This window comes from Paludibacterium sp. (genome assembly GCF_019232825.1).
Classification (GTDB): Bacteria; Pseudomonadota; Gammaproteobacteria; order Burkholderiales; family Chromobacteriaceae; genus Paludibacterium.
Map to the genome: position 1 here is coordinate 1 of NZ_JAFAND010000014.1, position 9,692 is coordinate 9,692.

At 61.1% G+C, this 9,692-nt stretch carries 12 protein-coding genes and 1 pseudogene; 3 read left to right on the top strand and 10 right to left on the bottom strand.

Annotated features, from left to right (window positions below; translation table 11 throughout):
• The first annotated feature begins 328 nt into the window (after positions 1–328).
• The 3 genes from JOZ06_RS01330 (at position 329) to JOZ06_RS01340 (ending at position 1,410) form a co-directional block, all read left to right on the top strand.
• A complete protein-coding gene (locus JOZ06_RS01330; protein WP_293227919.1) occupies positions 329–625 on the top strand; it encodes a hypothetical protein in 297 nt (98 codons plus the stop codon).
• Positions 626–751: 126 nt separating this feature from the next.
• Positions 752–991 (top strand): ribbon-helix-helix domain-containing protein, encoded by a 240-nt coding sequence (locus JOZ06_RS01335; RefSeq protein ID WP_293227921.1) that lies wholly within the window; start codon positions 752–754, stop codon positions 989–991.
• A complete protein-coding gene (locus JOZ06_RS01340) occupies positions 991–1,410 on the top strand; it encodes a putative toxin-antitoxin system toxin component, PIN family (protein ID WP_293227923.1) in 420 nt (139 codons plus the stop codon). Before JOZ06_RS01335 ends, JOZ06_RS01340 begins: the two co-directional genes overlap by 1 nt.
• Before the next feature lie 281 nt (positions 1,411–1,691).
• On the opposite strand, the gene yacG is transcribed toward JOZ06_RS01340, so the two are convergent.
• From yacG to JOZ06_RS01390, 10 genes and pseudogenes are all read right to left on the bottom strand, one after another.
• Positions 1,692–1,883 (bottom strand): DNA gyrase inhibitor YacG, encoded by a 192-nt coding sequence (gene yacG / locus JOZ06_RS01345; protein WP_293227925.1) that lies wholly within the window; start codon positions 1,881–1,883, stop codon positions 1,692–1,694.
• 8 nt (positions 1,884–1,891) lie between these two features.
• Positions 1,892–2,650 (bottom strand): cell division protein ZapD, encoded by a 759-nt coding sequence (zapD, locus tag JOZ06_RS01350; RefSeq protein WP_293227927.1) that lies wholly within the window; start codon positions 2,648–2,650, stop codon positions 1,892–1,894.
• 44 nt (positions 2,651–2,694) lie between these two features.
• Positions 2,695–3,297 carry a dephospho-CoA kinase gene (gene coaE / locus JOZ06_RS01355; RefSeq protein ID WP_293227937.1) on the bottom strand — a complete coding sequence of 201 codons (603 nt, stop codon included), beginning with the start codon at positions 3,295–3,297 and terminating at the stop codon, positions 2,695–2,697.
• Between the two features lie 10 nt (positions 3,298–3,307).
• Positions 3,308–4,081, bottom strand: a complete 774-nt coding sequence (locus JOZ06_RS01360; protein ID WP_293227929.1) for an A24 family peptidase — start codon at positions 4,079–4,081, stop codon at positions 3,308–3,310.
• Positions 4,082–4,083: 2 nt separating this feature from the next.
• Positions 4,084–5,145 (bottom strand): type II secretion system F family protein, encoded by a 1,062-nt coding sequence (locus tag JOZ06_RS01365; protein WP_293227930.1) that lies wholly within the window; start codon positions 5,143–5,145, stop codon positions 4,084–4,086.
• Positions 5,146–5,149: 4 nt separating this feature from the next.
• Complete coding sequence (locus JOZ06_RS01370; RefSeq protein WP_293227931.1) at positions 5,150–6,295, bottom strand: GspE/PulE family protein; 1,146 nt, start codon at positions 6,293–6,295, stop codon at positions 5,150–5,152.
• Positions 6,296–6,440: 145 nt separating this feature from the next.
• Positions 6,441–8,090 (bottom strand): chaperonin GroEL, encoded by a 1,650-nt coding sequence (gene groL / locus JOZ06_RS01375; RefSeq protein ID WP_293227933.1) that lies wholly within the window; start codon positions 8,088–8,090, stop codon positions 6,441–6,443.
• Positions 8,091–8,132: 42 nt separating this feature from the next.
• Positions 8,133–8,420: a co-chaperone GroES gene (gene groES, locus JOZ06_RS01380; RefSeq protein ID WP_293227935.1), complete on the bottom strand. Its 288-nt coding sequence runs from the start codon at positions 8,418–8,420 to the stop codon at positions 8,133–8,135.
• A gap of 184 nt (positions 8,421–8,604) precedes the next feature.
• Entirely contained in the window at positions 8,605–9,237 is a 633-nt protein-coding gene (locus tag JOZ06_RS01385) for a response regulator transcription factor (protein ID WP_293227936.1), read from the bottom strand.
• Positions 9,238–9,390: 153 nt separating this feature from the next.
• A pseudogene (locus tag JOZ06_RS01390) lies at positions 9,391–9,692 on the bottom strand (glycosyl transferase family 4); the annotation flags it as partial.

Below are 9,692 nucleotides of genomic sequence, written 5' to 3' on the forward strand. Positions count from 1 at the left end.
GATTGCCCACTCCCGCTTTTCCACTCCCCCACCCTCAATTCTTGATCAAGATCCACCCGCCCCCCGCTGGCATCATGCGCATACCTCGGATGGCTGAAATATCCCAACCGCGCAGGTTCGACGCCGGCGCGCGCCGCCCCTAGGCTGGGCACTCCTAAATCGTGTATTGCTCAGCCCCGCCGGCCAGGTCTCGCCTGGCCGCAATGCCGTATCCGCCGGGGGCTGCGAGGTGTTCCGCAAGGCCCTCGGCGCTTCATTGAGCAATCGCGAGCGTAGGAACAGCCCCCTCCCCTACCAGGAGGGATCTCAAGTCTTCAAGGAGATTCTGATGGTTGCCTCGCTCTATCCCACCCACATCCTCACCCTGCACGACCGTCTCACCCGCATGCGGCTCGTGTGCCCCGACCTGCTGCGCGCCACCGGCCTGGACGATTGGCTGCCGCCGCTCGACCACTGGGTCGCCAGCTTGCCGCAATACCAGCGCATCGCAGACGAACTCAGCCAGATCGAGCAGGGGCTGCGGCGGCTGCAAACGCGCCACGGCCAGCCACTGCCGGCCGACTGGCTGATCGAGCCGTGCCAGCAGTTGCGCGCGCAATCGGCGCGCCTCGCCGCATTGCTGTGACGTAATGCAACGGCCCCGCGCAAGGCGGGGCCGAGATGTACATAAAGCAAGTTTGCCGTTAATTGCCACACTCAATCGCTGGGAGTATAAACACATATGCACATAAACACCGAAGTGGAACATGCCATGAACACTGTTCGCTGGAACATCGCTGTATCGCCGGAAGTAGATCAATCCGTGCGGATGTTCATCGCCGCGCAAGGAGGTGGTCGCAAGGGTGATCTGTCGCGTTTCATAGAAGAGGCCGTGCGTGCCTACCTCTTAGAGCGAGCCGTCGATCAGGCAAAGGCAGCGGCTTCGTCCATGGATGAAGCCGAACTGTCCGACCTCATCGACGAAGCGGTGCAATGGGCACGCGAGCACTGATGCGCGTCATTCTAGACACCAATGTACTGCTGGGCGCATTGATCTCACCCCACGGGCCGCCTGACACGATTTATCATGCATGGCGCTCAGGGCGTTTTGAGCTGGTAACCGCGTCGGAACAACTCGATGAATTACGACGTGTCAGCCGCTATCCCAAGCTAAGAGGCATTCTCCCTGCTCATCGTGTCGGCACGATGGTCAATAACCTACAACGCGCCATCGTGCTAAATGTCAGGCTGACGCTCCCCAGCGAGATTGAGGTTAACGACCCAAACGATGCATTTCTGTTAGCAATGGCCCTGGAAAGTAACGCCGATTATCTCGTTACAGGAGATCGCCGCGCCGGTTTGCTGCAACGTGGCACGATTGCGCGGACTCGCATTGCCACACCAGCCCTGTTCTGCGCCGAAGCACTATAACGGTCATGGTGCCTGGCGCCCCCGGAGGACGAAAGAGACGTTATGCTCGCGGTGTTTGGTGCAATGCCGCGCGTTGTGCGCCAATTGCACCCTACGCAACGGGACACCCATTCGCGTAGGGCGCACTCGCCGAAGGCAGTGCGCCACAGACATACGTGGCATCATGCACCAGCTCTTTCACGCTAAGCGCCTCGATCCATAATCCGCGAACGATAACGCAAAAAGCACGACCCCGCGCAAGGCGGGGCCGTATCGTGTATCCGGGCGGGGAGATCGACTCCCTACTCCCTACTCCCTAACTCCCCCCACTCGTCGCTCTCGACGGCGGGCATGCGGAAACTTTCCTCGGCCCACTGGCCCAGGTCGATCAGTTTGCAGCGTTCGGAACAAAACGGACGGTAACGGCTGCCAGCTTCCCAGCGCACCGGGGTTTGGCAGGTCGGACAACGGACGACTGTAACGGATTCAGACATATTCACAATCAAAACTTGCAATGGGTCAGGCCGAACTCGATATCGTTCTCGGTCTGACGCGCGCGAGATTCGCCGGTCCCGGCTTCGATAAAGCGAATGTTCAGCGCGTATTTGTTCGCCGACAATTCCGGCAGTATGCCGAGCGTTTCGTCATAGCTGACACGGATCAGTTGCACCACCTTGCCGCCGGACATCTGCTGAAAGCCGCCATGGCGCGCCACGTAGTGGTGCGTCTTGCCGCTGTCGCGCAGGATCTGCAACAGAATGCGCGTCGCTTCCGCCGTCGGCATCAACGGCGCCACCCAGCGCTTCAGGTCGATGCGGCGCTCGTCGGAGCTCTTTTCTTGCCACAGATGGTAGGACGGCAAATCGAACTGGCAAGTGCCGCCCGGAATGCCGGCACGTTGCTTGATGGCCATCAGCCATTCGTTCTCGCGTAGATGCTGGCCGAACTTGCCCGTCAACGCCAACAGATCGGCGGAGGTCGACTCGATGGTGTCGAGCACGCCTTCCAACGTCTCCTCGGCCACGTTGGGATTGTCGCGCAACGCTTCGAGCATCTGCTTCTGTCGTTCCAGCTCCTGCAGCAGATCGGCCTTGAGGTCGGCGCGAGACGCGGTTTCCATCAGCTCGAACAACACGAGCAACGCGGCATGATGCTCGTAGCAATGCTCGCGTTCGATGAAATAGCCCAGTCGCCCATAGAGCTGTTCCAGCCGGAGCAGAATCCGAGTCCGCTCGGTGACAGGAAATTCAAAACTGATCACGGCGCGTCCGCCCTTCTTGGTGGCTTTGATTCAAGATGGTTAATCTAGCTAAGAATGGCATGATAATAACGATGTTTTTCTTCAACTTGAAGTCTTAGATCATCTAAAGAGCCTTCGTTGAGAATAATATCGTCTGCCCGGGCCTGCCGTTCGGCGCGCGGCATCTGCGCCGACATGATGGCGCGCACCTGCTCGACAGACAAGCCACTACGCCGCACCACCCGATCAATTTGCAGCGATTCGTCGCAATCGACCAACAAACTGCGGGAAATCAGCGCCAAATAGCGCTGACTTTCGAACAATAGCGGCACCACCAGCATCGCATAGGGGCCTTGCGCCTGCTGCAGCAAGCGCATGCTGTGCACCATGATCATCGGGTGCAAAACCGCCTCCAAGCGCTGGCGCGCGGCCGGATCGGCAAACACCCGTTCTCGCATCGCCGTGCGATTCATCGAGCCGTCCGCCAGGACGTACTCGGCACCGAATGCCTGCCGCAAGGGTCCCATCGCTTCGCCATCCGGCCCGGTCAGCCGGCGCGAAATCACGTCGGTGTCGACCACCGTAATGCCCTGTCCGGCAAAAAGGTCGGCGACGGCACTCTTGCCCGAGCCAATGCCACCGGTCAGGCCTACCACTTTGATCGCCATGTTCAACGTCTCACAAAGCGCTACCCCAGACCCAGCTCACCCAGCCTGACAAGGCCAGATAGGGACCGAATGGCAGCGCATCCCGGCGCGACATGCGCCCGAAAAGCATAAGGATACCCGCCGCGCACAAGCCTGTCAGCGCGGACATCAGCACCAGCGTCGGCAACGCACGCCATCCGAGCCAGGCGCCGAGCGCGGCCAGGAGTTTAAAGTCGCCGTAACCAAGCCCCTCGCGCCCGCTGGCCAAGCGATGCAGCCAGTACAACGCCCAGAGCGCGCCGTAACCGGCTGCCGCGCCCAACACCGCCTCCGCCAAGGGCGCCCGGGCGCCATGCAGATTGAACAATAGCCCGCTCCACAACAGCGGCAACGTCAACCCGTCCGGCAACAGACCGGTCTCCCAGTCGATCACCGCCAGCGCGACCAAGCAGGCGGAGAGTCCGAGCCCACCGGCCAGCAGCCAGGGATCAGCCTCTCGCCAGGCGAGCCAGCCAAACAACAATGCGGTCGCGCCCTCCACCAACGGGTAACGCGACGAAATCGCGCCGCGGCAAAAACCGCAACGCCCGCGCAGCGCCAGCCACGACAGCAGCGGCACCAGATGGCGCGCGCGCAAGGTTTGGCCACAGCGCGGGCAATGCGAGCGCGGCCAGGCGGGACTGAAGCCGGGCGGTGTCTCGCCGCGAATCATCCGTGGCAGGCGGTGGATCAGCACGTTGAGAAAACTGCCGATCAATAGTCCGGCCAACATGACCGCAACCAACTGCAACAAGGGAATCGCCATCGTCACATCACCGTTTCGCCCAATTGAAAAATCGGCAAGTACAACGACCAGATCAGGCCGCCGCACAGAAGCCCCAATAACAGCATCGCCAACGGTTCGAGCAAGCTGATCAGCGTGGCCAGCGTCTCATCCACCTCAGCGGCGAAATGCCCGGCCGCGCGTTCAAACATGTCGGCCAGCGTGCCGCTGTGCTCGCCCACCCGCACCAGTTGCAGCAACAACGGCGGAAAGAAGCCCGTCGCCGCCATGGCCTGCTGCAGGCAGCCTCCTTCGCGCACCTGGCGCGCGATATCGAGGGTCAAGCGGGTCAAATACGGATGGTTCGCCGCCGCGCTGGCCGCCGGCAGCGCCGACAACAACGGCACGCCGGCCGACAACAACAGCCACAGGGTTCGGCACCAGCGCGCGAGCGCGGCTTGACGCAACAGCCGCCCCCATAGCGGCACCCTCAGCGCCAGCGTCCACAACCATGCACGCACGCTGGCATGACGGCGCCAAGCCAACCGCATGCCGCCGGCAAACAGCAAAGCGCCAGCGGCCAGCCAGCCGCCGTACTCGACCACAACGTCGGTGCCACGCAGCACCAGCCATGTCGAGGCCGGCAACGCGCGGTCCGCCGCGGCGAAGCTGTCGCGGAAACTCGGCACCACGGTCAGGCAGACCGTCAACGCCACCACCACCCCGGTCAACAGCGTCATGCAAGGATAGATCAGCGCTTGGCGCACTTTGGCCGCCATCCGCACCCGGCCCTCCTGCAAGTTCGCCAAATAGCCCAGTGTGGGCGCCAATTGCCCGCTGTCCTCCGCCGCCGCCAGCGCAAGCCGCATATCCGCCGGAAACAGCGCCGGAAACCGCGCCAGCGCCCGGCTCAATGCATCGCCCTCTTCCAGCGCCAGCACGATCGACCGCAACGCCGCGGCCATCGACGCGGACACGCGCCCCTCGCGCAAGCAGTAAAGCACCATGATCAACGGCACGCCGGCCTGCAACAACGTTGCCGCCTGCCGCAGCACCCAAGCCAGCTCTTGGCCCGAGGGCGATGGCCGCCACAGTGTGCCCCACATTCGCCTAGTCCATGACCACTGCCGACACTTCGGACAGGCTGGTCTCGCCCTGCATCACCTTGGCGAGCGCGGCCTGTCGCAAAGTCGGTTGGCAAACCAGACCCGGATTAAGTTCCCCGCGCGCGTTGAGCGCATTCTCCGCCAGCGGCAGCAACTCGAAGACGCCAAGGCGTCCCCGATATCCGGTGTGCTGGCACTCTGCACAACCGTGCGCCTCGTACGGCGAGGCGGCTTCCGGCACCCCGTCGTCCCAACCCGCGCCCCGCCAAGCGGACAACGTCAGGCACACCGGGCGGCGGCAATAACGACACAAGCGCCGCAACAAGCGCTGCGACACGATGAGCGGCTGCGCCGAGGAGAGGTTGAACGGCGCCACCCCCATATTGATCAAGCGCGCGAGCGTGGCGCGGGCGCCTGACGTATGCACGCTGGAGAGCACCAAATGGCCGGTTTGCGCCGCCTTGACGGCGATATCGGCCGTCACGCCATCGCGCATCTCCCCCACCATGATGACGTCAGGGTCCTGCCGTAGCAGCGCGCGTAGTGCATTGGGGAAATCCAGCTGGCTCTTTTCGCACACCGCCACTTGGTTGGCACCAGACAACGCGATCTCGACCGGGTCTTCGACCGAGCACACATTGATGCCATCCAGCGGCAGGGACTGCAGGCAGGCATACAACGACGTGGTTTTGCCGCTGCCTGTCGGGCCGGTCATCAACACCATGCCGTGCGGGCGCGCCAACGCGCGCTGCAAATGCGCAAGCTGAGCCGTCTCCAGCCCCAGCGCCGCGAGCGGCAATGCTTGCGCGGGCGCCATGATGCGCAGCACCAGCTTTTCCCCCCGTATCGTCGGCAAGCTGCTGACGCGTATATCGCGCAAGGTGCCGTCCGACAACGGGAAATCAAAGCGGCCGTCCTGCGGCCGCCGCTTCTCGGCAATATCCAGCTGGGCCATGATCTTGACGCTGGAGATCAACCGGTCACGGCCATCCAGCGGCGGCCTCGGGCCATCCAACAGGCAGCCGTCGATGCGCCAGCGCACGCGGCATTGGCGCTCTTCGGGCTCCAAATGAATGTCCGAGGCACGCGCGAGGATCGCGGCTTCGACCATGCTCAGCAGGTATTCGGTGATGGGGGTGCTATCGTCCATGAGCGGCCGCTCCCGTACAAAAGGAGCCGCCAGACTAGGGGCAACAGACCAGGATGAACAGGGCGCGTGGTCACGCGCCGCTTAAAACAAAACCGCCTCCTAAAAAGGAGGCGGTTTCTGCGGTAAGGCGATTAGGCCCGAGGCATTACATCATGCCGTCCATGCCCATGCCGCCCATGCCGCCCATGCCGCCCATACCGCCGGCCGGCGACTTGTCTTCCGGCAGTTCGGCGATCATGCAGTCGGTGGTCAGCATCAGACCGGCAACCGAAGCCGCGTGTTGCAGCGCGGTGCGGGTTACCTTGGCCGGATCCAGCACGCCCATTTCGATCATGTCGCCGTATTCGCCGCTCGCTGCGTTGAAGCCAAAGTTGCCCTTGCCTTCCAGCACGCGGTTCACGACCACCGACGGCTCGTCGCCGGCGTTGGCAACGATCTGGCGCAGCGGCGCTTCGATCGCGCGCAGCACGATCTTGATGCCGGCGTCTTGGTCGGTGTTGTCAGCCTTCAGGGTTTCCAGCGTAGCGCGGGCACGCAGGATGGCTACGCCACCGCCAGGTACCACGCCTTCTTCCACCGCAGCGCGGGTAGCGTGCAGCGCATCTTCGACGCGGGCCTTCTTTTCCTTCATTTCAACTTCGGTCGCGGCGCCAACCTTGATCACAGCCACACCGCCGGCCAGCTTGGCCACGCGTTCTTGCAGCTTTTCACGATCGTAGTCGGAGGTCGCTTCTTCGATTTGCTTGCGGATTTCGCCCACGCGCGCTTGGATAGCGGCAGCTTCGCCGGCGCCGTCGATGATGGTGGTGTTTTCCTTACCCACTTCGATGCGCTTGGCTTGGCCCAGCATGTCCAGAGACACTTTTTCCAGCGTCAGGCCGACTTCTTCGGCGATGACGGTACCGCCGGACAGAACGGCGATGTCTTGCAGCATGGCCTTGCGGCGGTCGCCGAAGCCCGGCGCCTTGACGGCAACGGTCTTTAGGATGCCGCGGATGTTGTTGACCACCAGCGTAGCCAGCGCTTCGCCTTCCACGTCTTCAGCGATGATCAACAGCGGGCGGCCCGACTTAGCCACTTGCTCCAGAACCGGCAGCAGGTCGCGAATGTTGGAGATCTTCTTGTCGAACAGCAGGACGAACGGATTGTCCAGTGCGGCAATCTGCTTGTCTTGGTTGTTGATGAAGTACGGGGACAGGTAGCCGCGATCGAATTGCATCCCTTCCACGACTTCCAGCTCGTTGTTCAGCGACTTGCCGTCTTCAACGGTGATCACGCCTTCCTTGCCGACCTTTTCCATCGCGTCAGCGATGATTTGGCCGATATCGTGATCGGAGTTGGCGGAGATGGCGCCGACTTGGGCGATTTCCTTCGTGGTAGCGCACGGCTTGGACAGCTTAGCCAGCTCGTCGACCAGGGCGATCACGGCCTTGTCGATGCCGCGCTTCAGATCCATCGGGTTCATGCCGGCGGCGACGAACTTCATGCCTTCCTGAACAATAGCCTGAGCCAGTACGGTGGCGGTGGTGGTACCGTCGCCGGCCACGTCGGAGGTCTTGGAAGCCACTTCCTTGACCATTTGCGCGCCCATGTTCTCGAACTTGTCCTTCAGTTCGATTTCCTTGGCAACGGATACACCGTCCTTGGTGATGGTCGGGGCGCCGAACGAGCGGTCCAGCACGACGTTACGGCCTTTCGGGCCCAGGGTAACCTTGACCGCGTCGGCCAGGACATTGACACCCGATACCATCTTGGCACGGGCGGACTCACCAAAACGTACGTCTTTAGCAGCCATTATCAAACTCTCCTAAATATTCTTCCGCTGTCAGTGTCTGCGTTATTCCACGATGGCCATAACGTCTTCCTCGCGCATCACGAGGACTTCGTCGCCGTCGATCTTGACGGTCTGGCCGGAATACTTGCCGAAGATCACCTTGTTGCCGACTTTCAATTCCAGCGGACGGCGCTCGCCATTTTCCAGGATCTTGCCATTGCCGACGGCAACCACTTCACCCATATCCGGCTTTTCGGCGGCCGAACCCGGCAGAACGATACCGGACGCAGTTTTCTCTTCTGCCTCAAGGCGTTTGATCACAACACGGTCATGCAAAGGACGAATAGCCATTGATTTCTCCTGATATCCAGTGGCTGTTGAAAGTGAAAAACCAATCAAATCAGCATTTTGTCAGAGCGCCTAGCACTCTATGCTCGCGAGTGCTAATGATATGGGCGCAATAAACGCGTTTCAAGTGACCGCAGGATAAAAAATATTTCAATTGAAACGCGTTTACGGATAGCCAGAGCCAAAATCACACCACGCCCATCTCCCGGGCATATTCAGCAATGGCGATCGAGTTCTTCAATTTCAACTTGGTCAGCACCCGTGCTTTATAAGTGCTCACCGTCTTCTGGCTGATGAAGAACATCGCCGCGATTTCCTTGTTGCTGTAGCCCTTGGCGATATAGCGCATGATGGCAAGCTCTCTGACCGTCAGCGACGTGAGCGCGTCGCTGGCCTTCATCGCTTGCGGATTGCCACCTTGCGCGGCGATGAGATGCGCGGCTGGGAAGCAGTTATAGCCCGCGAGCAACGCCCTGACCGTATTGCCGATCTCGGTCATGTCTTTCGACTTGGTGACGAAGCCGTTGGCGCCCTCCTCCGCCGCCTTGGCCGCGTAAAGCCCCTCCTCATGCCCGGTCAGCACCAGAATCTTGATCTTTTCGCTGACGGATTTGATGCGCCGGATCATGCCCAAGCCGTCGGTGCGCGGCAGAAAGAGATCAAGGATGACAAGGTCTGGCTGATGCTTCTTCACCTTCTCCAGCCCATCCTGACCGTTGTCGGATACTTCGACCACAGAAAGGTCGCCGGCGGTCTCAAGGCAAGTCTTGAGCGCCAGCACGATCACCGGGTGATCGTCGATTACGATGATTTTCTTCATAAGTCCACCCTTGCGGCACATCGGCCGCTGTTATCCCCGGGAGAAACTATGGGGGATACGAGGATGGAAGGACTATCAGATGAGGGGAGCCGGTTGGCTGGCCGGCTCCGAAAGATAGGTAGGAATATTCCTAGACGTTGGGGCGAGGTAATTTTAGGAACGTCGGCAGCGCTCTTTTGACACCGTCACCAACCAACGCGGCGTTTTGAAACGGATGATCATCCTATATAAGGAGATATAGAGCGCAATAAACAACAGCACGCAGATCATCAAGATGGTGGTGTTGTGCCAGAACAGCATCGCCGGCGCAATCGACAATGAGGCCAGCACCCACAAATAGGGCGCGGTCATGCTGTTGCGGCGTGTGAGATGCTTAGCTTCATGAGAACCAACCATCCAGCGCACCAGGCGGCGGTAGATGACCGAGTGCAGGTGGAGAGCGTCGGGGTAACCGA

Excerpts from the sequence above, each read along its gene's own strand:
- JOZ06_RS01330 (WP_293227919.1), top strand. The coding sequence starts at position 329 with ATGGTTGCCTCGCTCTATCCCACCCACATCCTCACCCTGCACGACCGT.
- JOZ06_RS01335 (WP_293227921.1), top strand. The coding sequence starts at position 752 with ATGAACACTGTTCGCTGGAACATCGCTGTATCGCCGGAAGTAGATCAA.
- JOZ06_RS01340 (WP_293227923.1), top strand. The coding sequence starts at position 991 with ATGCGCGTCATTCTAGACACCAATGTACTGCTGGGCGCATTGATCTCA.
- yacG (WP_293227925.1), bottom strand. The coding sequence starts at position 1,883 with ATGTCTGAATCCGTTACAGTCGTCCGTTGTCCGACCTGCCAAACCCCG.
- coaE (WP_293227937.1), bottom strand. The coding sequence starts at position 3,297 with ATGGCGATCAAAGTGGTAGGCCTGACCGGTGGCATTGGCTCGGGCAAG.
- JOZ06_RS01360 (WP_293227929.1), bottom strand. The coding sequence starts at position 4,081 with ATGGCGATTCCCTTGTTGCAGTTGGTTGCGGTCATGTTGGCCGGACTA.
- JOZ06_RS01365 (WP_293227930.1), bottom strand. The coding sequence starts at position 5,145 with ATGTGGGGCACACTGTGGCGGCCATCGCCCTCGGGCCAAGAGCTGGCT.
- JOZ06_RS01370 (WP_293227931.1), bottom strand. The coding sequence starts at position 6,295 with ATGGACGATAGCACCCCCATCACCGAATACCTGCTGAGCATGGTCGAA.
- groL (WP_293227933.1), bottom strand. The coding sequence starts at position 8,090 with ATGGCTGCTAAAGACGTACGTTTTGGTGAGTCCGCCCGTGCCAAGATG.
- groES (WP_293227935.1), bottom strand. The coding sequence starts at position 8,420 with ATGGCTATTCGTCCTTTGCATGACCGTGTTGTGATCAAACGCCTTGAG.
- JOZ06_RS01385 (WP_293227936.1), bottom strand. The coding sequence starts at position 9,237 with ATGAAGAAAATCATCGTAATCGACGATCACCCGGTGATCGTGCTGGCG.